The following is a 25,373-nucleotide window of genomic DNA, read 5'->3' on the forward strand; positions in this document are numbered from 1 at the left end:
GGATCTGGGCGGGCTGTCGTTGGGAGACCGCGAGGTGGAGAACCTGACGGAACATGTCATCACACCAGGGGTGCACGAACAGTGAGTCGACGCAGAGCTCCGCACTCACACATCCGGCTTATCCCTGCGGAACGCGCGAGCGCGTCACCAACCCGTAGTCTGCTACCGATTGTCGATCTCGGGCTCCGGTATTCGGTCTGCACACTCGCGGTCCTGGGTGTCCGTTGCGCCCCACGTTAATTCCAACTGTCCACCCGCCGCGCGTTCACGGCGTTCGATGTGCTGTGGTCCCCGGTCCACCTCGACGGTGCGGTACAGGTCGTAACGGGTGACGGCCGGCGATTCCTCGCTGACCTCCCGGGCGTTGACCTCACTGACGGAGCTGCCGTGGAGCGGTTTGCCGTCGGGCAGCCGATTTTCCGTGAACAGACGATCGACGGCCGAGTTTGGAAGCCACCGCCCACCCATCCGCGCCGCCGGGTCGTCCTTTGACGCGTGCAAAGCGGCAGTGAAGCCCTGCTGCCACCGGTGCACGATCCGGGCGGCGGCGAGTTCCCGAGAGGCTTCGACGTCGGCGATGTGGATTGTGTAGTGGTCCCGCTCGAGGCGGGACACCAGCTCGGTCGCCCACGGCTTCCAGGCCATCGTGCCGTCGATGATCACGTTCTCACCGACCGATAACGACTGCGCCACGGCCGTTTCGAGCAGAAGATTGGACTCGATGTGCACCAGCGCGCACAGCTCGTTCGGATGGAACCGGCTCGGCAGCCCAGGCTGCGCCCGAACCTGCTCGGGTAGGAGTTCCTGCAGTGAGCCGTCCTCTACGGCAGCCGCGAGGAGGCGGAGCTTGAACTCGTCCGCATCCAGATGCCGCCACCCCTGCGAATGCTCCCCCACCAGATGGGCTTGGGCAGTGGATTTGCCGGCACCGGGCGGGCCGGCCATGAGGATCGCTACCCGGTCGCGGCGCACCTGAGTGCGCGATGCACGCCCCTCCGCGAGGATCCGCTCATGTAACCGCAACCGTGCCCGGGTGGGGATCGGTTCGCCATCGATCCGACGGAAATAGCGGCGGTCATTGACCGTGGCGTGGGGGGCATCGATCGTCAGCGGGCCACCCGGGGTGGACAGCGAGGCGAGGAAGGCACGGCGATCCTCGGATTCACGGGTCGGCACAGGTCAGTCAGCCAGTGCGTCGAGGATCAAGTCGTAGTCCTCGTCGGTGAGGAACCCGTGGGCCAGCGCGCGACCGACCTGGTGATTGAAGCCACCCTCCGTATGGGGGCGGACGTCGTCGACGTCCGGGTAACCGGTCGAAGCGAGGGGCTTGTCGTACTCCCAGCCGATCAGCTCGGCGCGCATCGTCTCCGGATCGATCTCACCGGCCGCGCACCGCGCGGCGACCTCGTAGGCGGTGCCGCCGTGGGTGCCCGGACGGACATCCGGGGCCTCAATCCGGGCACGCTGGAGCATTTGGCTGATCGCCGGCTGGCTGACGCCATTGACCTCCGCCAACCGTGTCTGGGTGACTCCACCCTCGTACAGTTGCCGCAGGTTACGGAGGAATCCGATATGCGCCACCACCTCACGCGCCCGGTTCTCGGCCATGCTGGAGAACAACCGGTCCCGGTCGATCATGATCGTCATAACCCGCACCTCCTCTATAAGCAATCTTATAGGTGAAGCTCCAGGCAGTAAAGGGCCGCCACAAGAGCTCAGCGCAAGCCTCCGGTGACGTCGTGCCGCGGAGGCCAGCAGCACCGCGGCGGCACCACAGCCCTCGTGCTCCGGCCTCTCCTTGCGGTCCACCCCCAGTCAGCAGGATCGGCTCAGCCGCTCTTTGTGTCACCGTGCCGTGCCTGCGGTACGGCTGCCCCTATGTCGCTGCCGACGTGGCTGGTGCACCTTGTGGCCGGTTTGCCTCCCGCCCGTAGCTCCCGCACCCGCGCCCCGGACAAGACGTCGAAGGAGTGCGTCCTCACCCCGCGGGACCGCCGAGCGTCCACGGTCGCCGGTTCCTCGTCGAGAACGCCGACAAACACAGACCCAGGGCCCGGCCCGCTGGAAATCCAATCTCTTTCGGCCACATCCCGGCCTGCTCCGCGGACGAGACGGGCCTTGTCGTGTCAAACACCACCACGAACCCCAGCGCAGCCACCGCCTCCACCAAGTCCCGCCCGGTTCGTAACCGGGGACCTCACCGACCTCGACCAGTTCGGGGTCCGCCACCCTTCGATGCGCGAACACATCAACCGACCGGGCGCCGGGTCGAGCCGCTCCGACGTCACCTCCGCCCCCCAAATGGGAATACAAACTAAAATACGGCTGACTACTTAAGTTTGTACCGAACAACTCCTTATGCGCCCCCGCTTGACGGAAACAAGGCCAGGAGAGGCTGGCAATCTGATTTGTAGTGGCTACTCTCGCCGAAGTCTTCAGATACTGTTCGCCGGGGTCCTTGACTGGTTCCGGCCTCATTGGTGGGGTGCCGATGCGGACCTACTCGTCGACGGGTTGCTCCTGGATTTCAAATCCACGCACGCCGCCACCACGATCAACTTGTCCAGAACGCAGCGGCGTTCGGTCGCAACCAGTTGGCGACACCGTCTATCGAGTTCAGGACCACGCCAACATGTGATCGATGTTGAGGTCGCGGCCATCGGCCTGCAGCAATAGAAACAGAGATCGTCCTGAAGATCGCGTAACGGCTCCACCATGGGTCACACGCACTGGAGTCCGTGCCGAATATAAACCCGGCCAAAACATCCGCATCGAGATTCTCCTCGCGGTTGAACGCCACGATGTGCCGAGCCGTCGTCGTGGTGACAGCGGTGGCATATACGCAGGAACAAGGGAGCATCCGGCGGTGGTGGACTCGGTGGCGGGTCAGCCAACGTCCATCTCCCGCACCGAGCCGTGTGGATGGACGGCTAGCAGTCAACAGTGAGTTCAGTAGGCACCCAAGGCACTACGTCAGATCATGCCGGGGATCATGGCGAAAAGCCTTGCGTTTCCATGTCAAATCACTCCGTCTGCGGCTGTCGGCGGAAGCGCGGTCTCATGCGCCGCGCCTGGTATGAACAGTGAGGTCACATCATGTTCTGTTGCCACCAAACGATGGCGGGGCCGAATGTCTGCGCGATCCAGTAGAATCCATCGTTGATCGCTGGGATCATGAATTCTGGGACGCCCCAGAGACGAAGGTCGTCCTAGTCAAGTCCTTGGGTACGGAAGAATGCTGTCGGAAGGGCGTTTACATGCATAACTGTCTCCTTCACACCGTGATTTCTGTCCACCAAAAGTGGTTGGGTCTGCGTGGTTCGGACAACCATTGCGTAACCGCCACGTAACTGGAGTACAACGCGTCGGGCGGTCCGTCGAACCGTGGATCGTCCGTGCTTGTTCTCCTTAGGTGACGCTGAACCACCAGTAGCCGACTCGCGCTAACACGAAGGCAACCGCACGAATTCCAGGCTCAGCCCACTCGGGAATTCCATAGAAGCTCAGACTGTCCATGGCTTCCTCCACACATTGAGGTTGACGCCGACACCTACCTATCGCGCGGGTGTGATCTGCGTTACATACCGAAGAGTCAGACCGCAATTACCTGCGGTTCCTCGCCACGCTGACATCCTTAAGTTGTCGTGTCGCTCAACCTTACGGAACCGTCCACATGCCAGCGGACGGGATGAGTGTCGTACTCATCGCACCACCTGTAAGGCCGACAGTCGCGAGCAGAACTCCTGAGCCAGTGTTGGCGTGGCCGTTGAGCGGTACCCGATCGCCACCTCGCCGAATATCAGTGATTCCAGTTGCGCCGGTGTTCAGGTTCCGCCATTGGACACTGCAATAGCATCCCCAGTTGGGATCACCCGCGACGAAACGCGTTACCCCCTGGTGTTGCGGGGTCAGTCCGCGCCGACAACCACCCGTGCACTGGTGTTGCAAACATGAACGGCGGGGCTGCGGTTATTCCTGCGACGGGTAGGAACTGGTAGTCGGATGGAGCGGCCTGAGCCGTGGACGTGCCAGCTAACGCGATCCCGAAGGATGCGACTGCGTCCGCGGCAACAGCGGCGATGCTACGGAACATTCAAAACCCCCACGGTCGGTAGCCACGTGACCGGCTGATAACCGGTAATCCATATCGACCCAACGACGACTCCTGACCCGGTGTTCGCGAAGCCGTATCTCGGTTGGGGAAGGTAGTCCAAGTCCGCACCAACCTCCGCGACACCGGACGCGCCGGTCGTCAAGTTCTGCCAATGGACGACGCACATACATTCAACTCTCGGATCGCTGAGGAACCGCGTGATGCCGGGTGTGCTCGGATCAGTTCGCGCTACGACCCAACCGCCACCGAAGCTGAGCAGCCGACGCTCGGAACTACGCTGGTCCCGTAGACCGGGCTCGGGAACTGATAGTCAGAGGGAGCGGCCTGGACGGCGACTGGACTCAACAGCGCGACACCCGCTGCGATCGCGAGGACCGCGAGGGTCCGCAACTTCCGGCTCACACGAATCTTGACGCGGTGGAACCGGGCCATGGTGCCCCGTTCATGTCACCCCGACACAGTAGAGACGGACGATCCCTGTAATCAGTGTCGCAAAGACAGGAGCACTACCAGGGTTGAATAGACAGGGTCTGATCAGATTCGTTCACGAATGACGAGCCGATCCTTACGACCGACGAGCCGGGTTCCGATCCCGCGAAATGGCACCCCATTGCCAGCGTCCCCGCCCTGTCGATGCGGGCCGAGGTTGGGGTTCAGCCAATCGGGACTGGCTGGTCCCGCTCACGGGGAACACGCCACGAGCAACCCCTACCGCACGACCGGCTCCTGAACCCGCAATGGTTCAATCTTCGACGTGACATACACGGGCAAGCTTGAAGGACCGGCAGATGTTCAGGAAGTAACAAAACTCCTCGGAAACCACACGCCCGAACCGATCCGAGAACATTGGGTAGATGCCGGCGGGGTGCGCTATCCACCGAAACAGGTGTACCAAGCACTCAGCGGAGATCCCCGGTCAACCTTCACGTCACATCTAGCTCTTGCGCGCCTCCGCAGAATGGGCTTCACAACCAGCACTTACCAACCACGTAAGGATGGGCCCCACCGCAAGGCCACACTCGTTGAATCGCAGACGATTGACGGTGAGTTGTCGGCGTCCTTTGCGACGCTGCTCTCGTTTCTCACCGACCACAAACTCACAAATCACTTGGCATCCGCGGAGGAAGCACTCGCTGGTGCCGCGATCACGGGTTGTAACGACGTCGTCACCGAGTTTCGTTTCAGCGAGGATCTTCTCGACGCCGCCTTGGCCATTCGTCAGCATGTCGGGCGTCTCAGTGACGTTATTCATGCGACCGTAATCGCGCGCTGCTTACCGCTCATCCTCGAACCAGGTGAGACGGTGACTGTGAGGCCATCTCTCGGTGCGGGCAACGATCCCAGCAGACCGTTCGATGTCGAAACGGACCGGCGAGTGGCTGAATTCAAGGTTGCACAGTGGAAGGGCGCTGACACAATGCGCAAGCGCGGAGTGTTCGCGGACCTTGTGCACCTGGCTTTCGACGAATCTGATCGGCGCGCGCAGATGTTTATCGTCGGACCACTCCCGAGGAAGTTCCTCACTTCCTCCAAAGCAACAGCCGAATGGGCCTTGGCACGCTCATCCCCCCACACTCGGCGCCGATTCGAAGAGAAGTTCGGGCCTGGCGGAGGATTCACCATCGCCGAATTTACCGGTGGACCCGCCGCACATATCGAAATCATCGATCTCGCGTCGTTTATTCCCTCATTGGGGCTACCGGACGGACTCCTCTGAGTGCCCGCTATTGACGACGGCGTTGCCACTTGGAGTCGGGCCTCTAGGCAGGCGAAGGTCCGGCGATCCTGCGTGCTTTACCGGTCCCTACGCCGACAGCCCATACGTCCCTGATCAGCTGATCCAAGCGGCGGACGCCCTGCCGCAATGCCACAGCCGATCGATGGTTTCCCCAACATGACCACGGCCAACTGCAAGGGGACCGACCGACCGCCACGGGTTGGACCCCCTGTGCGTCACCAACGCACGCCAACCATGCCTGTTGCGGATACAGTGTCAGTGCCGATTCTTCGACCTGCGCTGCTAGCGAAACGCACTCCCCTTCGATGAGAGTGCCTTGACACGCTCAACGGTCCAGACGGCGAGGACTTCCACTTTCCGCTTGCGCCCGGTTTCCTTGTGGGTGTCGAGTTCCTGCTCGGCGATGATGTCTTTGATGCCGTCCGCGTCCAGTTCCGAGAGTCGTTCGAGCAACACCTCTTCGCCGGACTCGCGGAACACGACGAAGGGATCGAACGCACCCGCCGCACGCTTGGCCTTCGGGGCGGCGGCCGCACGCCGTCGCGGTGCGGGCGCCGCGACGACTGGTGCGGGCGCCTCGGCACCTTCCGACTTCGGGACGACGAACGCCTCGGCGATGGCCTTCGCGAAACGCGGAGTCCGCGCGGCCTCCTCGGCTACCACCTGAACCAGCTTCGCGAGTAGGACCGACGCGGATGAGTTGGTGGCATCGAGCTTGAGCAGCGCAGCACTGGCTTCGGATACCTGCACCCGTCGGCGGGCTTCTTCGATCTGGGCACTCATAGCTTCGCCTGCGCTTCCGTGAGAATGTTCTGCGTGATCGCACGCATCTGGTCGAACTGACCCTGATTCCCGTACTTCACCTTCAGGGTGCTGTAGGGGTGGAACTCTGCCGACGCGGCAATCTGGTTGGACTCCGCGAGGTATTCGGGCAGTACATGCGGGACGTTGGGGTCTCGCCGCAAATTCATCACGGTCGTCCGGTGCACCGCGGAGTTCGACTTGTATTTCGTGATCACCAAGCCGAGCTCGAACAGCTCCCGGCCGATCTCCTTGCCGAACTTCGCGATGTGCGTCTGGATCTGCGGAATGCCATACGTCGACAACACGTCCGGGATCGTCGGGATGATGTAGCCCTCCGCCATCGCCAGTCCGTTGAGAGTGATGGGTCCGAGGTTCGGCGGGCAGTCGATGAGGATGTAGTCATAGAAGTCCGCGACCGGTGCGATCGCGTCACGCAGCAGTTCCACCGGCTTCGTCGACGATCGGTCCGCCACCCGCAGGGCGCTGATCTCCTCCTGCAGTTCGATGAGGTCGAGCGAAGACGGCAGCAGATCGACGCCCGTCACCCGCTTCACCGGCGACACCGAACGCTGGATTGCTTCTTTGACGTCGAAATGCGAGGTGCCATCGACGGCGTCGCGGAACAGGGTCGCGATGGTCCGGCCCTGCTTGTTCAGCTCGAGCCAGGTATCCTCGCTGATCATCATGGTGGTGAGGTTGATCTGCGCATCGAGGTCTATTAGCAGCACCCGCTGACCGAATTCGAGCGACATGAACTCTGCCAGCCCCGCGGTGATCGTCGTCTTTCCGACCCCACCTTTGAGGTTGATCGTCGCAATCGTCTTGGCCATCAGGCACCGTTCCTTCTGCGGCCGTCGGCCGCCCTTCTCTTACTGCGCATCGACGATCGCTCCCGCTCCCGACTTCTTGACCCGGAACCCGATCCGACCGAGCGGTTCCGCTGCATAGGGCAGCGCGTACGAGAACAACGTCGCGAAGTCGCTCGGATCGACGGGCCCCGTCTTCGCCCGCTTCATCTGGCGCGACCCTGCCTCCGGGTCGCTTGCGAACACCAATATCAGGGCGCCACGCGTTCGGCGGTGCAGCTTCTGTGCCTGCGTGCCGCCGTTCTTGTCCGGGCTGCCCGCGATGTGCTCGATGGCGTCCCGCTCGCGCACGGCGGTTCCGGTGAAACCGGTGCGATACTCACGTTCCTGGCGCTTGCGGTTGACGATCGGTAGCTGCTCCGGCCACCCCTTGATGTCGACTGGCAAGCGTGTTTTCGGCAGCGGAAGGAGAATGGCGAAGTCGTCGAGCAGCCCGCGATCCATCGCGCTGACCAATGCCTCGCGGTGCGGACCGAAGTCCCACTTTCGGTCCCAGACAAATTGGTCGACGGCCTCGAGCACCACCGAAGCCGGGACAATGCCGTGTCGCGCAGAGAAGCTGCGGCGCCGGCCGTCCTTGTCGGCAAACTCGAAACTGCCCGTCTCCGTGAGACTGTGTAGCAAGGGCCGGACGGCGTTGAAGTGCCGGACATTGTTCGAGCCGTCACCTCGCGGCGGCTGCATTGTGAAGCTGAAACTTTCACCACCGATCCCCCGGTATGTTTGCTCCGCGTTGAACATCTTGTTCCGGGCGGTCGGCCTGAGCCACGGCAGTTGCTGGAACACCATTGGGGGCACGTCGCGCGGTGTTACCCACGGCTCACCCTGGGCGTTGGTTCCCTTGAACCGGGCGAGCTCCGCGCGGAACTCCTCCTCGTCCCGGACGACGGCCTCGAACGCCTTGTACATGTCGAAGTCGGCGCCGGCCGCACCGGGAACACTGCGACCGATAAAGAGACGCACCAAGTCCCGGTATCCCGGCCGGAAGCCGAACCAGCGGCCCATCTGCATCAGCGTGTCAGCTTGACCGGTTCGGCGCGTGTAGTACGTTGTCGTCAGTCCCTCGACGGTGAACCCGCGGCTGAGCTTGGTGCCGCCGACGAGGATCTTCCAGACACCGCGTTCTTGGAAGTCGAGCGAATCCTGGGTGTAGTCCTTCTCCGCTGCACCGTTCACGATGATCACCGGACTCGTGCCCTCGGAGATCTTGTCGTAGGCCGCGCCGATGAACGGCTCGATCTCCTCAAACGATTTCGGGATGGCAGAACCTGCCTCCGCGCGGGCAAGGCTCACCGGGGCGAAGTCGTCGATCCATAGCTTCTCGAGCCGCGCCAGGCTCGACGGCTGGCTGTAACCGGCAGACGTCCACAACGCCTTGAACTCGTCGGCCACCGCCTCGTGCTCGGCCTGTTTCACCGATTCGTGCACGAGCATCGTGTGGTGCCGGAACGGCGACGCACCACGCGACTCGCGGAACAGCTTAATTGCGCCGGCCAGCACGTAGGAATCGAGCGCACAGAGCTGCTCGGCGGTGCGCTCCTCGTCACTGTCCGCGCGGAGATCGCGAACGTAGGCCTTCTCGTTCGAATTCGCCGGTGTTCGCTCGGCGTCATCGAATTCGTCCTCGAAATCGTGGAAGTCCGCCCCTCCCATGTACGGACCGGGGCGTTCGAGGCTCACGATGAAATCGGACGGGAACACGTTGACACTGTCGTCGGGGTCGACGAAGACGTTCGCGAAGGGAGTGGCCGTGTAGCCGACGTACTGGGCGCGCTTCAGCAACCCGAGGATCTCGGCGATCTGCGCGTTGATTGCGGTGCGCTCGATTTGGTCCAGTGACGCCGCCTTCTTCGGGTCGATCGTGTTCACCGACGCCTGGTCGGCCTCGTCGTCGATGATCAGAGCCGGAATCTGGTCGAGTTCGGTGGGCACTTTCTTCAGGTCGGCTACAAGCTTCTTCAAGCTCGTCACATTCTTCTTGATCACGGCGATGCGGACGTTGCTGGTATGCAGGTTCTTCGGGTCGTGGAGCGGAAGCGCGTGGTCGCTGATCTCGAAGTGCAGAGCGCTCAGGCCCGCCAGCAAGCTCTTGTAGTCGAACGTCGACGTCGTGAGCCGTCGGATCGCCGGGACGTCGTGCGTCTTGTTCGGGTCGACCTCATGCTCGAGGAACCTGCCACGCAACCAGTCCTCGTCGTGGGCGTAGTCGTCGTCCACACCGGCGCTGATGTTCTGCCTGCCGACCAGCTCCATGTCGAGGCGACGCTGGGTCTGGCTGCGCAAAATCTCGATGGTGCCCGTGAGCACGATGATCAGCCGGTAACCGGCGTCGATCGACTTCGCGACCACGCCACTGAAGTTCGCGGTCTTTCCGCTCTGCACGTATCCGACGACGAGGCCCTTCGACTGGTAGGGCTCCGGCCGGCTCGGGTCGGCCAGCCGTTGCACCACCTCGGTGGTCGCGACATCGAGTTTGCCGATCGTCTCGTCGTCCCAGCTCTTGCCCTCGAGCACTCGACGGTAGGCGCGCCAGTAAAAGTTGTGTTCGTTTCGCCGTTCCGGGGTGTACCAGGGAGCCCAGGGCTGCGGCGCCGCGATTACCACCGGTCCCCCGTCTCGCGCATACACCTCGTCGAGGGCTGCGTGTCCCTCGGCGGGGATGCCGAGGAGGTCGTAGATCATGGCGCGGCGGTCGTCCGTGTTCGGCGTGGTGAAACCGACCCACGACGCTGCACTCTCGGCGTCCCATTGCCGCAACCGCGCTCGGAGCGCTGTCCGGACCGCGGTCGCGTCCTCGTCGAGGAAGACGTTCACGATGTCTTCGATGGTCAGACCGTTCGGATAGCTCTTGCGGAGACGCGCGTTGACGGGATACAGCACGTCCTCGGGCGGGAAGCCGTCCCCGAGTTCGCGGGCAATCGCCGAATAGACCTCATCGCTCACGTCGCCACCCGCCCCTTGTCTGCAGTCATCGCGGAGAGCAGCACCTCTTGCCACGCCTGCATCTTGTCCTTCTGCCGGGCACTATGCCGGACGCCCTCGAACATCTCGCTCGTGAGCAGGAAGAGTAGCGACTTGAGAACCGGGGCGTCGGTGGGGTCGAGGCTGCGCCGGCCGAGGAGGTCACGCCGGAAGCGCGCGTTGAGCCACAGCGTCCGGGTCTCGAGGTTGACCTCGAAGAACTTGTCCCGCGCCAGCGAGCGCCACCCGATTGACACCGGGTCGTCGGCGACCGTGAATTCCAAAGCATCGCTGAAGGAGTCGAGAACGTCCTCAGGAAGGCCCGAGGCCGGTTCGACGACGCTGATCGGTCGCGGCTGCCGCTTGCGGGCCGACCGCATCACCGATTCGGCGTCGGCGAGATACGACTGAAAGTTCCCATCACCGTCGGCGAAGACCGCCTGGTCGAGTGCGGCTGACGCGGTCGCGTCCAGCGTCACCTCGGACTTTTCCGGGTTGATGGTGAAGTGCCGCATCAGCTGCGCGTCGAGGTCGATCGCGATGCGCGCGAGCCCGTAATCGGGACGGCCCCGCACCACGCCGTTCCAGCCGCCGGCCTGCAATAGCCGGTCGTGACGGTAAACGTATAGCCCCTGATGCTCGCGGCCTGGAATACCGTGCAGCCGGAACTCCGGAGCATTGCTGCGCGCCGGCCACAGGTGGGCCATAGCCGTCGCCAACGACCCACTGAGAGACAGCGTCAACGGCCGCGGGTACTGGGTGTCGCCGGGGTACGGGTAGCGGAACGGGTCGAGGGCATTGACCGTCCTCGGTGCCCCCGCCCGACCGGCCTCGGTGTCGTAGACGTCGACAGTGATGCTGACACGTTCGGCGTCGATGAGCCGGTGGAACACGACGCCAAGGTGACTGCGCACGTCGTTGATCGTCTGCTCGAGCCAGCTGACCTGCTCATCCCTGTCGGCAGACATCAGAAACGATTTGATGCCCCGCCACTCGACGATCGTGCCCGTGGTGAACGGGAAGCGGGGCGCCGTGTCGTCCAACTGCTGGGCGACTTGCGCCGAGTCGAGCACCGACACCGTGTGCCGCCCTTGACCGTCCGTTGTATCGATCATGCGGCCCTGAGCAAGCTGACCGGTAGCCCGCGACCACACCCGCAACATCCGCGCCTGACTCAGCGACGCCGCCTTCATCCCGACCCCGAAATGCCCGAGATCGCCGGACGCGTACTCACGGCGGCGGCCGTAAGTCATCGCGGCTTCGATGGTGTCACCGTCCATGCCGGCACCGTCGTCGATCACCCGCATCGCCACGATGCGGGTGCCCTCGCTGACGAAGCGGATCAGCACGTGGCGGGCGCCGGCGTCGACGCTGTTGTCGACCAGGTCGGCGAGCGCGGTCGGAATGGTGTGGCGCAGTCCGAGTGCGCTGGACAGTGATTCGTCAGGCGCCAGGGTGCGCGTGTCGACGACATCCACATTTTGGTCAGTCATCGGTCGTGTCCGTTCCGTGCACCCATGCCTGCTCCAGCAGTTCGGTGATGGTGTCCTCGCCGCGGTCACGGTAGGCGCTGAGGATCCGGCGTGGCCGCGTCTCGCCGGACAGGCCGATAGCATCGGCGACCACCCGCGGTAGGTCCCGACCCCTGACCTCCAATGGCTCTGGATGGCCCATCTCAGCGAGCGCACGACGCAACGGCTCGGCGTCCTCGGGCACCGTCGGCGGACGACGGACGCCGAAGCTGCGTTCGGGGCCGAACTCGAGCAGCACGACATCACCCACGTCGGCGGACAGGGCGCGGAGGAATCGGCGGATAGTGCCGAACGTCGGCTGGGCGCCGGTCCAACGGATCATCTGTGCGCCGAGGTCACTGGACAGTTCTGCCACCTCACCTCGCCGGCAACCGGCCACCGCCGCGACTCCGGCCGGTACCGCGAATCCCGAGCCGCGGAGTTGATCGGCCGTCACCCTGATGCGGAAGTACCAGGTGACGCCCGACCTGTAAAGCTGTCGCGTCTGCTCCGGTGTCTTGCCTTTCGAAGCGCGCGTGCGCCGCAGCGAACCGTCATCGTGGACGCCGAACTCGCTAAAATTCGGTGCTTCTTCTGCTTCGGCGGCGGCAGGTTTCGCTGTCTCCCAGTCCGCGAGCCGCCACACTCCATCTTCAAGGATCACCCGCTCGTCGTTCTTCAATGCAGTGTCGACCGACCGTGCCGGCCGGTCCGATGCAAGCGCACCCACCAGCTGCTCAGCCGACCGCGGCGCACCGATCGCCTCGAGCGCGCCGACAGCAAGGTCGGCGATCCGCTTGGAGTGGGTGAGAGCGGAGTCGGCGACGACAGTGAACCCGCAGCGCGTCAGCCATACTTCCAGTTCGGCGCGCGGCATCGACACCGCGGCGGCGACGTCGTCGAGCGCGACCACACCGTTGGGTGACTCATAGTCTTCGAGCAGGGTCTGCGTGCGCTTCACTGCCGCCGAGACGCTGGGTGCGGCGGCCCAGCTGTCAGTGACCTCGAAGTAGTCATCGAGGCGGTCGAGGACGAGCCACAGCGGGACGTGGAGACTGGGGACTTCGGCGGCCAGGACCGGGTGGGCGGACAGCAGGCGGTCGAGGGACGCGACGGGCTGAATCTCGACGCGCAGACTCGCCAGCAGGTTGCCGACGCCGGTTCCGAATCCGCACGCCGCGTTGAGCTTGGCTTTGACGTCGGCTTCGATCTGACCGGCGCGTCCAGCACTGACCGCGAGTTTGGCGCCGACAGCACCGAGACGCATGCGGTCGACAGCGACGAGACGCTCACGAAGCACCAACGACTCACGCTCGTCGAGCTGCGCGACGAGATTCTCGATCTCGTCGACCGCGTCGTTGCGGTCGTTGTCGGGGAGGTCGGCGGGGGTCAATGCGGAAACTCGTGCTGCAAGCTCCTGGATAGGTTCGGGTGACTCGTCGTCGATTTCGACCGTGACCAGGGGGCGGTCACCCTGGCCGCGGGCACGCCGCCAGACCGCGAGTTGCCGGAGGTCATCGACGAGGGCCGTGATGACGGGTGGGGCGTCCGGTGTCGCGTCGTCCTCAATGCCGGCCCGCGGATCGCGCATCACCGTGCAGACGAGGAGGCCATAGACGATGTCCTGCACCGTCTGGGCGCTGGTGCCGCGGACCCCGAACAGATCGGTGACAGTGTGAGGCAGCACGCAGGCGAGCGTCGACTCGGACGTCAGGCGTCGCAGGGCGGTGGTGGCGCGGGTGTCGAGAGCCAAGGCGGCGACCGGCAGATCAGCATCCAGCGCCGGGAAACTCTCCGCAAGCACAGCGGGCCCGTGGTGGGCGACGTAGACCTCAGCCAGCTCTTCGAGGACCTTCTCCAGGTCGACCTCGAGTGCGGTGAACGACGGCGACTCGCTGAACCACCAGTCCGGTGAGGGTGCGAGGGGCTCGAGCAGAACCGCGCGGTCGGAGACATAGTCGTCCAACCAGGGCAGCAGGTCCACCCACAATGTCTCGCTCAGCTCATCGGCAGAGAACGAGTTCACCCCGATCGACAAAGCACAACCCCACTCGAACCAGCTCGAAGCGGCACACGCCGACTTCTGTATCCCGATCAAGTTACTTCAGCTCTCAACCGAGCGCACCGCGGGGACCTGAGTTCTCTCGGCGGCACAAGGGCGCGCCGAGCCCGATAGCCCCGAACATGTCGGTGCCGGCCGCTACATTTCAGTTATCGATCATCGCGAGGCGCAGTCATCGCCTCGCTTCTCACGAAACCCCGGGAGTGCCGATGCCCTGTTGGGACGACTTCGATTACGACCGCAGTGTGCAGCGGGCCTGGTCGGCTTTTCAGCGCCGCCTGTCGGGCTACGTCGCGGAAATGAAGGTCGACGACCTGCTAACCCTGGACTCGACCTTCGATACCGACCCAGATGACGTGGCGCGCTGCGTCCAATTTTTCGCCCGGGCCTCGCGGGTGACAGATCCCTCGCCGCGGTGGAGGAGGCACGTCTCGCCGACCTGGGGTGGAATCCATTGCGGCGAAGGGGATTGAACCTGCTGTTGCGCGAAACGGTGACGGATTCCGGGAACGGCACAATCATGTCAGTGAGCTGAGACCAGTGTTTGTTACAGCGGAGAACTGGCCGGCGATCGATCGTGCGTCAGCGCGAGGATTCCGCCGTCGCGGATAGAATTCGGCGCCCTTGAATGACTACCTGCTCGTCGAAGTGTCCGTCGACGACCGGATGGAGCATCAAGCCCTCGGCGCGCCGATGTTCGTCGCCTCTATGGGTCTGCGATATGAGGTAGGAGAACCCCTGGTAGATGTAGCCGCTCTTCCAACCTATTCCCTACACCAACCCGCGGTCGGTCGTCACTTCCAGAAGCGTCGACGGCGCGCCGGACACCTCGTCATCGTCGACCGGATTGCTACACGACGCCTCACTCCAGACTCCGGAATCCATCCATTTGGCCCAACTCAGAGTGGCCGCAGGACGCTTCGCACGCAGATCGAGACGCTTATCCCGACGCGTGCGTAACAGTCCACTACAAAGTCTCGATAACCAGGAACAACGCCCACGCGTCACTGCTAGCAATGCCTCGGAGATACCCATGCACGACCCTCTCGACCCCGCAACAAATCCATCCGTTGACCAGCGCGGCCGCGGAGGATTCGGTCGCACACTGTCGTCAGTCATTCGCGTCGTGTTTGGACTTATAGGGATCATGTTCCTGATCGGTCTCATCGGCGCCGCGATGGAAGGCGAGGTCAGTATCGCGTTTTACGTAGTTTGCCTACTCATCGCGGCAGGCGCCCTGTATTTTGCCACCGTGCGGCCGTCACGGGTTCGCGCCTGGAAGCAGCAGAATCCGGGCAAGTCTCCCGTCGGGAGGAGAATTCTGTGGGGCACCGCAGTAGCAGTGTTATTCATAGCCTCGACGGCCCTTGATTCGGCGATTCACCCCGAACTGTATGAGAGCGAGCAGGCGACCAAGAGCGCGGGCTCGGCAGTCTCCGAACCGACGAGCGCGCCGCCGACATCTGCGCCGACTACAACTGCGGAGCGCCCTCTAGCGGTCGCGTCTAAATTCATGCCCATCGATGGATCGGTGGCAGCCGACGCAGTACTTGCAAAGCTCGACGCCCTGGCCATCGCCGAACCGGCGCCGATGACAGGTTTCGATGACGCGGGGCTATCGACCTGGTCCGATGACGTTGCGGTCGAGGGCGGAAGGAACGGTTGTGACACCCGCAATGACATTTTGAGACGGGATCTCACCACGGTCGTGCTGGTGCCAGGCAGTCGCGGCTGCGTCGTACGTTCAGGCCAACTGCAGGACCCATACTCGGGTAAGATACTGGCCTTCACGAGCGACAACGAAGGCCCCTTTGCAACGGTAGAGATCGACCGTGTTGTCGCGCTCGCGGATGCTCGGCGGACGGGTGCTCAGCAGCTTGACGAACAGACGGTGCGCGCACTGGCGAACGACCCCCGTAATTTGCAGGCGGTAGATGGCACGGCATCCAGGCAAAAGGCAGGCCGCGACGCCTCCGCCTGGTTGCCTCCGAATGCGACTTATCACTGCACCTACGTCGCACAGCAGGTGGATGTCAAGTCGATCTACCGGTTGGCGGTTTCGCAACAAGAACGAGACACGATCGCGCGCGTACTCGGTGGATGTGGCGCGACACTTCCACCGCCACCACCTCCCCCAGTCGCACAGACGATTACGAACGTTGCGCCGCCTCCCCCGCCAGCCACAACGCTTCCCTCGGTTCAACAGGAAGTACCCCGAGTGGCGCCCATCGCGCCGCCACCAGCGCCCGTTGCGCCGGCACCACCTCCGCCACCACCCCCGCCGCCGGCACCTGCTCCCGCGCCCGATCCAGAACCTTGGGGAGGATACGGCTGCGGTGAGGGGTATTACGAAAATTCCGCCGGCAATTGCATACCCGTCCCCGGCGCGTCACCGACCGGCGCAAGTGCCCGTTGTAAGGACGGCACATACTCGTACAGCGAGAGCAGGCGTGGAACGTGCTCCGGCCACGGTGGTGTCGCCGAGTGGTACTGAGTAAGTTGTTCGGTTGTTGGCCGGTCTCATACTTGACCTAGACGTGATCAACTTCGTTGACGGCGCTCGTTTGGAAATCCCTTCACCGAAATTCCACGCCCGTGTGACTCCGCCAATGAGGGCGGTTCTCTTTCGATGCTGATCGTCTGTGACCGAACTTCAGACAGGTCCTGCCTGCTCACTTCGACACGGCAACCGACAGCTCCGGAACCCTGAGGCCTCCAAGAACCACGACATTTCCGCGTTACAGATGTTGAATCGCACCGATGTGGACCTATAATGGCCCACACGACACCGCGCATCGAGGCAGTTCCGCGTCTGCGCACAGGTAGACTCGATCTGCATGATAAAACTCTGGCATGGGAATCGAAGACCTCCAGGCGCTAGTGTCGAACTTCTCGGAGCGCCGAGACTGGTCCCAGTTCCACACCCCAAAGAACCTTGTAATGGCGCTTAGCGGCGAAGTCGGCGAACTCACCGAAATCTTTCAGTGGCTGACTCCGGAGCAAAGCGCAACAGTCGGGGAGGATGCGCAGGCGCGCGCGCATGTCGAGGAAGAGGTCGCCGATGTCTTCATCTACCTGCTGCGGCTCGCTGAGGTGCTGGACATCGACCTCGCCGAAGTCGTGAGCAAGAAGGTTGAGTTGAACGACAAGAAGTATCCCGAAGAAGAGTCGCGGGGCAAGGCCACGAAGCACACACAGCTAGGAAGATGAAGTCTGCTCGTGGTGCTGCAACGTACTGGCTCCGAGTCAGGTCAAGTCATGGCTGAAACGCACAAGACACAGTCCTGATTCAGTATCGCTTGCTGCTTGTGTCGGCTTAACCTGTCGAAATGTGACGGCCTCGGCGGGGGTCTCGCTCTGGTCGGGCGCGTACGTCAAGCCGTGCTGTTCGGCGAGGATAGCTCGGACGACTCGAGTGAGGCCGGCGTGATCGGGGAAGATTTGGACGACGTCGGTGCCGCGCGGGACCGCCTTGTTTAGTCGCGTACCTGCCGGGCCAACTCCGGCCCCGTGACGCTCAAGACTTATCAAATGCAACCATATATCTAGTACGCCTCGGAGTTCGAGGTCCGGACTCAACTCCGCTGGCGACCGCATTCCATCGAAATGATCGGAAATCGAGGGAATCGACTGACGTCCGGCGAATTCGCCCGGCAGCATATTTCAGACCGTTGTCGAATTCTCGAAACGCGTCCCTCCTATCGCCTGCCGACCCGTGACACATTCAACGAAGTGGAATCCATGTACTGAGGTGGCGATCGGAAAAGGCCGCGACCTTTCCACCAATCAGCCACGGCTTAAATTCCGCGCGCATTCGGCTGGCGAGACACCGCTGCACCAGCAGCGGATCCAACTCAGCTAATCTGTGTGTTGCGGCCCGACGGACTTCCGCTGTGACTCACAGCCACGGACATGCCCCCACCCGCACGAACTGATTCGTGCTGCCCGGGGGACCTCACTGTGACCTTGCTTCGTACCTCTGCCGACAGAATCGTCGGCATGGCTCATCCCGAGTCCTTGGCTGAACAGCTTCTCGAGCAGATGCTGTTTCGGACCGGTCACCGGGCGAGCGACGCTGAGCAGAGGTCCTGGAGACGCAGTCTCCCAGTTTTAGCCCGTGACTTAGCCGACGCAGGGTTAGGCGGTGTGGAGATGCTCGTCGAATATCACCTTCCACTGACTTCACAGCGGGCCGATGTCGTGCTCGCCGGCACTCACCCAAAAACGGGGGCGCCCTCGTATGTGGTCGTTGAACTCAAACAGTGGTCAGCAGCCCACCGTTATGAGGACAGCGTGGAACTCGTAGAAGTACCAGGTATGCCTGGAGGGCCGAAGCTGCACCCCGTCGCTCAGGTGAAGGGATACTGTGACTATCTCTCCGACTTCGCAAAAGCGCTCGCAGATCAGCCTGACGCGCTCGCAGGAATCGCGTACCTTCATAACGCCACAGATCCTGGCGCAGTCGCCGATCTACGCGCTTTCCCCGTAACTACGACCGCACGACTATATACAGCCGCGGATCGGGGCGACATGATCGCGTTCCTCAAATCGCGTTTGTCCGCCGCCACAGGTCACACGGCAGGTGACACCCTCATCCGCTCAGCGGTGGCTCCCTCTCAGCAGCTTCTCAAGGTTGCCGCTGCGGAAGTTCAAGAGCGGCCACAGTTCCACCTCCTCGGCGAGCAACAGCTCGCCGTCGACCTGGTGCTGCATTCCGTCGAGCAGGCGCGCGCCAACGATGGCAAACGCATCATCGTCGTCACGGGCGGGCCGGGCAGTGGCAAGAGTGTGATTGCGCTGTCTCTCGTCGGCGAGCTTGCCCGCCGTGGCCGGACGGTCCTGCACGCGACCGGATCCCGATCCTTCACGCAGACGCTCCGGAAGGTCGCGGGGGCACGTGCCCCGCGAGTGCAGAAGATGTTCAAGTACTTTAACCAGTTCATGACCGCAGATCGCAATGGTCTCGACGTGCTCGTTCTCGACGAGGCCCACCGTATCCGTGAAACGTCCGTTGACCGGTATACCAAGGCGGAACTGCGAACCGACCGACCTCAAATCGACGAGCTGATCGCCGCTGCTCGCGTTCCGGTATTCCTCCTGGATGAGCACCAGGTGGTTCGTCCCGGTGAAATGGGTTCCCTCGAACAAATCCAGCGTCACGCGAAGTCCATCGGCCTCGAGACACAGCACGTCCATCTTGGCGAGCAATTTCGCTGCGGGGGCAGTGAGGAGTACGTGCTCTGGGTGAAGCGCCTCCTCGGGTTAGTAGAGGGTGGGCCGTACGCTTGGAGGGGCGATCCGCAGTTCGCGGTTCGCGTTGCCGATACACCGCAAGAACTAGAACATCTCCTCTTGCATCAGCAAGAGCGCGGCTACACCGCACGAATGACAGCCGGATACTGCTGGCCATGGAGCGACGCAAACAAGGATGGCTCGCTACCTGCCGACGTTCAGATTGGTAACTGGTCACGGCCGTGGAACAGCAAGAGCGACAGACGCATCGGAGATGCACCCCCAGCACCGTTGTGGGCCACCGAGGACGGTGGCTTCAATCAAGTCGGATGCATTTACACCGCGCAGGGATTCGAATACGACTGGAATGGCGTAATCCTCGGGCCCGATCTCGTGTGGCGCGATGACCACTTCAAGACTGTCCGCTCAGCTAACCGCGACCCCGACATGCGGAACGTGAGGAAGGTCGGCGATGTGCGATTCAACGAATTGGTGCGAAATGTCTACAAGGTGCTCCTCACCCGCGGAATGGTGGGCACAATCATTTACTCGACGGACGAAGAGACACGAGACGCTCTTCACGCACTGGTGAGCGAAACCAACTGAGCCACAGCGTTACCGAAGAGAATACTGCACACGAGCACGGCCCGACAGGCTTCCGCTTCAGGACATGCCTCCACCCGGTGCGATACCGGATAGGCGCATGAGCGTTGAATGCATGGGTATTGGTTATTTCTAAGGAGTATCCAGATCACTGGGACCTCGCACAGAAAGATGGCTTTTGGGATACTCGACCCCGCACCAAGATCGAACCGGCTGATGACATCTTCTTCTGGATGGCGGGCACAGGTCTCATCGGATGGGCACGCGCGACATCCGCAACCTTCGAATTGCATTCGTCCCATCCACCTGCGCATTGGCACGATGTGGCCACCGGCGGATACCGGTGGCGCTTCACATTAGAGCCGCAGAGCTCCACACCGGTACGACAGCCACGGTGGAAGGAGATGGCCGCGTCTGCCGGAATCACGGTGCCGACAAGCAATGGCCGCATCGAGGTGAAGGATCCGAAGGGACGGGCGTATTTGCGCGATCTGTTCAAGAAGAAGCCCGCATTTGATGAGGCTTTTCCGGACGGACTCGCTGTCTATGCGCCCGGTGACGATCTGCGCAAGCGCGCGCAGAGAGACATCGCAGTGCGTCAAGGGCAGGGGCAATTCCGCGACTCCTTGGTCAATTCTTACGGCAGCACCTGCGCAGTTACTGGATCAACGGTTCTCGCCGTATTGGAGGCCGCGCACATCGACCGCTACTACGGGGTCCACACAAATCATGTGACCAACGGGCTATTACTTCGCGCCGATATTCACACCCTGTTCGACCTCCAACGTATAACCATTGACCAGGACCTGCGGATACGGGTCGGACCCGACCTCATTCATACCGAGTACGGAAATCACGAGGGCAAGGTCTTAAGACTGCCCGAGAACCGAAGCCATCATCCGGACCGCGACGCTCTACGCCGCCATAGGGAAAGTTGCGACTGGGCAACCATTCCTCAGAGTCCGTAGACTCTCGGGTCCGCAGCCCCCTCGATTATGCCGCCCAGACGTCGGATCAGAAAGCATCCCCTTCCGTTTCGATGGGTCTAGCGACGCGGTCAGACGTGCGAACCTGGATCCGACAGATTTGAGCCGAATCGGTACCGGTCACCCCGCCGATCTGAACTTTTGGTAGCTGGCCTCTAGCAATTCTCTATCTGGCCGCTCGGCCCGCACAGATGGAATTACCATGAGCTTCTGACCATGACGTTCCTTCAACCCATATTCGAGCATCGGTCCGTCAATCTCTATCAGCAGATCCTGACGAATTTCGACAACATGGTCCGGTCGGATACCCAGAATGTGTGCATCGAAAGCTGCATGGTGGATCTTGCACATAGCAAGACCATTTCGGACGGAGGCGATCCCATCTTCGTCAGAGTCTGGAACGATATGTGCCGCATCGAGAAGCTCGCTGTGCCCGAGCGCGCAAACTGCACAACGGGTGTCATAGGCACGCATCACCGTGGACCGGAAGACAGGCTGATGCAATCGCCGCTTGGTCTCCGCCACGATGTAGCGGCGAAGATGCTCCTCCACAGGCGATGCTGTCCGGTGCAAATCGCGCGCCACTTCCGTTGCGACAACGAATTGATGCGCCTCAGCTTCTTCGGCGACAATGAATACCGGGTAGATCGGCTGAAACCGGCTCGGACCGACGCCATAGAACCAGATGAGCGGAACCTTCAGCTCCATCGCCGCACGAAGACCCCGGTTATCCATGTTCTCGGGGTCCTTTCCCGACCACTTGTAGCGAAGGAGCCCATCTGCACCGACGGTATCCTCGTACGGTCGTTCTTCACCAGCGCGACGATACGTGGTACTGATCGACAACGCGGAGGCAAGCTGACGTGGCTTTCGAATGCCGCGAGTGGGATCCATTAGTCGGAACATCTCACCGTCGATAGAAAAGTCAAGCAATTCCTGCCTGCTGATCGAATCGAGACCGTCATTCGTGCGGACTGCGAGAAATCTCATCGCCTCGCGGCGCAAGCGTGTGTCAAAATCCGGTGCGACGTCGGTACCCAAAGCGATATTCGCCATAAACCGTTCCTCCACGTACTCAGTTCCGCCGCAACAGACTGACAGTAGCGGACTGTTAGGAAGAGTATCGATCCTGGACTGCACGCCCGGCCAGCGGATTGACGATCCGGCGTCCGTCACTCGAAATCGGTAAAGTACGGACGGATGGACGGACCGGATTATCGCATGGAGTCGTCGATTATCTGCAAGAGATACCTCATTCATTGCTTCGAACAACATCGTTCAGTCCATGATCGAACGCACTCGCCAGAAGAAGCATCTCTTCTAAAGTCATGGCACTCTACGACGCGCTCAGCACGGATGGACGGTAGATACACGAAGAAGCCGGATGCCTCCAGAGGCACCTGTTCGAGACACCCCAGTAGTAGCTTTGCGGCTATGAGCACTCCATGGCAGAACCCTGACGCCGTTTCGTCGATGCTCGACGACTGGGAGACGTGGGCGATAGTTGGACTCTCCGGCAACCCGGACCGGACGGCGTACCGCATCGCCCAGCTGTTGCAGGATCGCGGGAAACGCATCGTTCCCATCCACCCGTCCGCCCCGACGGTGCTGGGCGAGCAGGGTTACCCCACTCTCGCGGACGTGCCTTTTTCCATCGATGTCGTGGACGTGTTCCGTCAGTCCGACGCTGCGGGGGAATTCGCCGACCAAGCCGTCCAGGTGGGGGCGAAGGGCGTGTGGTTCCAGCTCGGCGTCATCGACGAAGAAGCGTTCCGACGCACGACCGAAAAGGGACTGGCCATGGTGATGGATACGTGCCCGGCAATCGAGTGGAACAAGCGGAGCTGACTGGCCGATCCCGGTGTAGGTCGAGTCGGGCAGTTTCCAACGTATGACTACCCTGGACCGAAAACGTGCAAATCGGACAGCGATCCCGCACGGCGCCCGGTCGTCAAACGGAAGGTTCTACCCATGGCCATCGACTACACCCGTCGCCCCTCCACCCCGGCCGCACCGCAGGGCGGGGTGAATCTGAGCAAGGTGACGTTGTCGAAGGCAGCACCCTCGGTCAGCCTCACCAAGTCGGGTGAGCGGCAGGGCGCGATGCGGGTCAACCTCAACTGGTCGACGGGCGCGGCGCCGCAACCGAAGAAGACCGGCTTCTTCGCGAAGCTCGCGGCCGCCGCAGGCGGCAACACCGGCATCGACCTGGACCTCGGCTGCCTCTACGAACTCGCCGACGGATCGAAGGGCGTAGTCCAGGCACTCGGCAACACGTTCGGTTCGCTGCAGGACGCCCCGTTCATCAAGCTCGACGCGGACGACCGAACCGGCACCGTGACCGGGGGCGAGAACATGCACATCAACCTCGATCGACCGGAGATGTTCAAGCGCATCCTCATCTTCGCGATGATCTACGACGGTGCACCCAACTGGGCCGCAGTGGACGGCGTCGTCACCCTCTACCCCACCAGCGGACCCGAGGTGGAAGTTCGACTCGACTCGTCGAACAGCTCCGCTCGCATCTGTGCCATCGCGATGCTGCAGAACACCGGACAAGGCATCACCGTCACCCGCGAAGTGAAGTACATCGAAGGCAGCCAGGCCGACCTCGACAAGGCCTACAGCTGGGGCATGAAATGGGCAGCCGGCCGCAAGTAGCAGCGCGGGCTGCACCGCTTCGAATCGAATGTCGCCGGCACCCGCGCTAACGTCGGAGCATGTTCAGTACTGAGATCGAGGTGCGCACGGGCGCTGAGCCGGTGGTGCACGACCTGACCCGTGAGATCGAAAAGTTCCTCGCCTCGGCAGGCGCCGGCGATGGCCTGCTGCATGTGTGGGTGCCGCATGCCACGGCGGGGCTCGTCGTCATTGAAACCGGCGCGGGCAGCGACGACGACCTCCTGCGGGCAATCGACGACATGCTTCCGCGCGACGACCGCTGGAGGCACAGCCACGGCAGCCACGGACACGGCCGCGACCACGTGCTGCCGGCGTTCCTGCCGCCCTACGCGTCGGTGCCCGTCATCGACGGCGCGCTCACAACTGGGACCTGGCAATCCGTGTGCCTCGTCGACACCAACGTCGACAACCCGGTGCGCCGCGTCCGCTTCAGCTTCCTCGCCGGATGAGCTGACGCCGGGACGAACTCCCAGTCACTTGTACGCGAGTGTCCTTGCCAGGGAATAGGTTTCGGGCAGGTTGGCAGCCTCGTCGGTGGATGAACGGTCCACCCACGTTTCCAGGGCAGCTCGGAGTACTGCGATCGACACATCGACTGCCAGTCGAATCTGCAGCTCGGAACAGTCGAATCGCTTCGACACTGCGTCGACCAGAGTCGCGTTCCGCGCCACGCTCGCACGCGCCAGCACCGCACGCAGCGTCGGCTCCTTCTTAATGATCCTGTTCACCCGCAACAGTCGCTGGCAAGCGATCGACGAACTGTCCGAGTACACCGTGAGGGCCGCAGCGAAGGACGCTTCCAGCGCGAGCCTCGGTGAGACGTCGGAATCGAGCCGATCGAGCCCCGCCCCAAGGATCGCCTCGAAGGCCCAGTGATCCCGGAGCGCGGCCTCCTCCTTGGTGGCGAAGTATCGGAAGAAGGTTCGCTGAGACACTCCCGCCGCCTGCGCGATCTCACCGACCGTCGTGGCCTCGACACCCTTGCTCTCGAACAGGGTGAGTGCGGCCTCGCTGATCTCCACACTCGTCTGCACACGCCGCCGCTCACGCAGCCCGAGCGGGCCGGCAGGCAGGTCAGGCGACACGGGGAGGGTTCCAAGTCTGGTCATCAACGGCCCTCGCAATCAGTAGGGGCACTCACCGGTCATCGTTCCCATCTGGTCACCGGTTGTCAATATGGCAGCGTGTGCCATAATGACAGGGAAGGGTGGTAGTCAATGAATCTCAATATCGGTGAAATCTTCCTGTACCCGCACCATGGGTCCGTGACGGTAACGAAGCTCACGACCCGGATGTTCAACGATCTACCCACTGCATACGTGCAGTTCGAAGTCGCCCAGAATGGGCTGTCGATCGAGATCCCGGTGGCGAAAGCCGAGGCGATCGGTGTGCGCAACGCGATCAATCTCGACGAAGTCGGCCGCGTCTTCGAGATCCTGCAGGGTCCGACGATCGACGACCCGTCCAACTGGTCCAGGCGATTCAAGGCCAACCAGGAAAAGATCACCGTCGGCGGCATCTTCACGGTGAGTGAAGTAATCCGCGATCTGATGACGCGTGCGCAGGCCAAGCCGCTCTCGGCCGGAGAGAAGCGCCAGCTCGAGCACGCAATGCAGCTCGTCATCTCCGAGCTCGTCCTCGCCATGAAGACGACCCCCGAGGCCACGAGACGCCGTATCGAATCGATCTACGAAACCACCGCCGTCGCTGTCTAGTTCGGCGGTTCGTGTTTTGTAATCACCCAGCGTTTTTCATCGGCAGCAGCCCGGACAAAAGTCCGGGCTGCTGCCGTTGTCATTGAGCCGCAGTCACTT

General features: G+C 62.4%; 19 protein-coding genes. 10 read left to right on the plus strand and 9 right to left on the minus strand.

Features of this window, described 5'->3' with window-relative positions; genetic code table 11:
* Positions 1-162: 162 nt before the first annotated feature.
* Both L1080_RS15580 and L1080_RS15585 read right to left on the minus strand, forming a co-directional pair.
* Positions 163-1,176, minus strand: a complete 1,014-nt coding sequence (locus tag L1080_RS15580; protein WP_159920962.1) for a zeta toxin family protein — start codon at positions 1,174-1,176, stop codon at positions 163-165.
* A 3-nt stretch (positions 1,177-1,179) separates the two neighbouring features.
* The gene (locus L1080_RS15585; RefSeq protein WP_159920960.1) at positions 1,180-1,647 is read right to left on the minus strand and encodes a hypothetical protein; all 468 of its coding nucleotides are present in this window, start codon (positions 1,645-1,647) and stop codon (positions 1,180-1,182) included.
* 3,221 nt (positions 1,648-4,868) lie between these two features.
* Between L1080_RS15585 and L1080_RS15590 the strand changes: the two genes are divergently transcribed.
* Positions 4,869-5,831: a hypothetical protein gene (locus L1080_RS15590; RefSeq protein ID WP_159920958.1), complete on the plus strand. Its 963-nt coding sequence runs from the start codon at positions 4,869-4,871 to the stop codon at positions 5,829-5,831.
* A gap of 303 nt (positions 5,832-6,134) precedes the next feature.
* Here L1080_RS15590 and L1080_RS15595 read toward each other — a convergent pair whose 3' ends face one another.
* From L1080_RS15595 to L1080_RS15615, 5 genes are read right to left on the minus strand one after another with little or no spacing between them, the layout of a single operon-like run.
* The gene (locus L1080_RS15595) at positions 6,135-6,635 is read right to left on the minus strand and encodes a hypothetical protein (protein WP_159920956.1); all 501 of its coding nucleotides are present in this window, start codon (positions 6,633-6,635) and stop codon (positions 6,135-6,137) included.
* Complete coding sequence (locus tag L1080_RS15600; RefSeq protein ID WP_159920954.1) at positions 6,632-7,486, minus strand: ParA family protein; 855 nt, start codon at positions 7,484-7,486, stop codon at positions 6,632-6,634. The genes L1080_RS15595 and L1080_RS15600 overlap by 4 nt, the downstream gene beginning before the upstream one ends.
* 39 nt (positions 7,487-7,525) lie before the next feature.
* Positions 7,526-10,465 (minus strand): Z1 domain-containing protein, encoded by a 2,940-nt coding sequence (locus L1080_RS15605; protein ID WP_159920952.1) that lies wholly within the window; start codon positions 10,463-10,465, stop codon positions 7,526-7,528.
* Positions 10,462-11,976, minus strand: coding sequence for an ATP-binding protein (locus tag L1080_RS15610; protein ID WP_159920950.1), 1,515 nt, complete (start codon positions 11,974-11,976; stop codon positions 10,462-10,464). Before L1080_RS15610 ends, L1080_RS15605 begins: the two co-directional genes overlap by 4 nt.
* Positions 11,969-14,020 (minus strand): sigma-70 family RNA polymerase sigma factor, encoded by a 2,052-nt coding sequence (locus tag L1080_RS15615; protein ID WP_236603430.1) that lies wholly within the window; start codon positions 14,018-14,020, stop codon positions 11,969-11,971. Before L1080_RS15615 ends, L1080_RS15610 begins: the two co-directional genes overlap by 8 nt.
* Positions 14,021-14,265: 245 nt before the next feature.
* Between L1080_RS15615 and L1080_RS15620 the strand changes: the two genes are divergently transcribed.
* From L1080_RS15620 to L1080_RS15640, 5 genes are all read left to right on the plus strand, one after another.
* Positions 14,266-14,529: a TY-Chap domain-containing protein gene (locus tag L1080_RS15620; protein ID WP_374433642.1), complete on the plus strand. Its 264-nt coding sequence runs from the start codon at positions 14,266-14,268 to the stop codon at positions 14,527-14,529.
* 1,118 nt (positions 14,530-15,647) lie between these two features.
* Positions 15,648-16,550 (plus strand): DUF3761 domain-containing protein, encoded by a 903-nt coding sequence (locus L1080_RS15625; RefSeq protein ID WP_159927040.1) that lies wholly within the window; start codon positions 15,648-15,650, stop codon positions 16,548-16,550.
* Between the two features lie 359 nt (positions 16,551-16,909).
* The gene (locus tag L1080_RS15630) at positions 16,910-17,266 is read left to right on the plus strand and encodes a nucleotide pyrophosphohydrolase (protein ID WP_159920946.1); all 357 of its coding nucleotides are present in this window, start codon (positions 16,910-16,912) and stop codon (positions 17,264-17,266) included.
* A gap of 750 nt (positions 17,267-18,016) precedes the next feature.
* The gene (locus tag L1080_RS15635) at positions 18,017-19,894 is read left to right on the plus strand and encodes a DUF2075 domain-containing protein (RefSeq protein ID WP_328799826.1); all 1,878 of its coding nucleotides are present in this window, start codon (positions 18,017-18,019) and stop codon (positions 19,892-19,894) included.
* Positions 19,895-19,998: 104 nt separating this feature from the next.
* Positions 19,999-20,859, plus strand: a complete 861-nt coding sequence (locus L1080_RS15640; protein WP_250770366.1) for an HNH endonuclease — start codon at positions 19,999-20,001, stop codon at positions 20,857-20,859.
* Between the two features lie 138 nt (positions 20,860-20,997).
* On the opposite strand, the gene L1080_RS15645 is transcribed toward L1080_RS15640, so the two are convergent.
* Positions 20,998-21,933, minus strand: coding sequence for an HNH endonuclease (locus tag L1080_RS15645; protein WP_236603429.1), 936 nt, complete (start codon positions 21,931-21,933; stop codon positions 20,998-21,000).
* 378 nt (positions 21,934-22,311) lie between these two features.
* On the opposite strand from L1080_RS15645, the gene L1080_RS15650 reads away from it, so the two are divergent.
* The 3 genes from L1080_RS15650 (at position 22,312) to L1080_RS15660 (ending at position 24,008) form a co-directional block, all read left to right on the plus strand.
* Positions 22,312-22,725 (plus strand): CoA-binding protein, encoded by a 414-nt coding sequence (locus tag L1080_RS15650; RefSeq protein WP_250770368.1) that lies wholly within the window; start codon positions 22,312-22,314, stop codon positions 22,723-22,725.
* 123 nt (positions 22,726-22,848) lie between these two features.
* Positions 22,849-23,538 (plus strand): TerD family protein, encoded by a 690-nt coding sequence (locus L1080_RS15655; RefSeq protein ID WP_159920938.1) that lies wholly within the window; start codon positions 22,849-22,851, stop codon positions 23,536-23,538.
* Positions 23,539-23,597: 59 nt separating this feature from the next.
* Positions 23,598-24,008, plus strand: coding sequence for a secondary thiamine-phosphate synthase enzyme YjbQ (locus L1080_RS15660; protein ID WP_159920936.1), 411 nt, complete (start codon positions 23,598-23,600; stop codon positions 24,006-24,008).
* A 24-nt stretch (positions 24,009-24,032) separates the two neighbouring features.
* Here L1080_RS15660 and L1080_RS15665 read toward each other — a convergent pair whose 3' ends face one another.
* On the minus strand, positions 24,033-24,668 hold the full coding sequence (locus L1080_RS15665) for a TetR family transcriptional regulator (protein ID WP_201453544.1): 636 nt from the start codon (positions 24,666-24,668) through the stop codon (positions 24,033-24,035).
* A 156-nt stretch (positions 24,669-24,824) separates the two neighbouring features.
* Between L1080_RS15665 and L1080_RS15670 the strand changes: the two genes are divergently transcribed.
* Complete coding sequence (locus tag L1080_RS15670) at positions 24,825-25,274, plus strand: CarD family transcriptional regulator (protein WP_236603428.1); 450 nt, start codon at positions 24,825-24,827, stop codon at positions 25,272-25,274.
* Positions 25,275-25,373: the final 99 nt, after the last annotated feature.

Source organism: Rhodococcus sp. MSC1_016 (assembly GCF_023667485.2).
GTDB lineage: Bacteria > Actinomycetota > Actinomycetes > Mycobacteriales > Mycobacteriaceae > Rhodococcus_F > Rhodococcus_F oxybenzonivorans.